We start from the raw sequence: 338 nt of genomic DNA, 5'->3' as shown, positions 1-338 counted from the left end.
GGTCGCGGTCAGGTGGACGAGGTCCTGGGAGCGGCCCAGGCGCAGGCCGTGGCGTGGCCGGCGGAGCGCCTGAGCCAGACGGGTGGCGTCCGGTTCGGGGATCCACAGGGTCAGATGGACGCTGGCGAGGAAGGGCCGGTCCTTGGCGGTCGTTCCTCCTTTCCCGGCCCGGACCCGGCCGCCGGCGGCGGGATTGCTGCCGTCGGCGGCGATGGGGTGGTAGGTCTCGGTGTCGACGCCGTGGCCGTCCGCCCACGCGGCCATGCCCAGGGCGATCGGTTCGGTGGGTGCGCCGGTGGCGGCGGCGAGCATGCCGCGGACGGTGGAGCGGCACGGGA

Annotated in this window: 1 protein-coding gene; it reads right to left on the bottom strand. The window is 75.7% G+C overall.

Annotated elements, in window-relative coordinates:
• Positions 1 to 312: CRISPR-associated protein Cas5 (locus C2142_RS41230; RefSeq protein ID WP_277347306.1), on the bottom strand; the 312-nt coding region annotated here is incomplete at its 3' end.
• Positions 313 to 338: the final 26 nt, after the last annotated feature.

It is taken from the genome of Streptomyces sp. CB01881, assembly GCF_002953255.1.
Classification (GTDB): domain Bacteria; phylum Actinomycetota; class Actinomycetes; order Streptomycetales; family Streptomycetaceae; genus Kitasatospora.
Note: the sequence above shows the minus strand (reverse complement) of the source record. Positions and strands in the feature narration are given on the sequence as shown.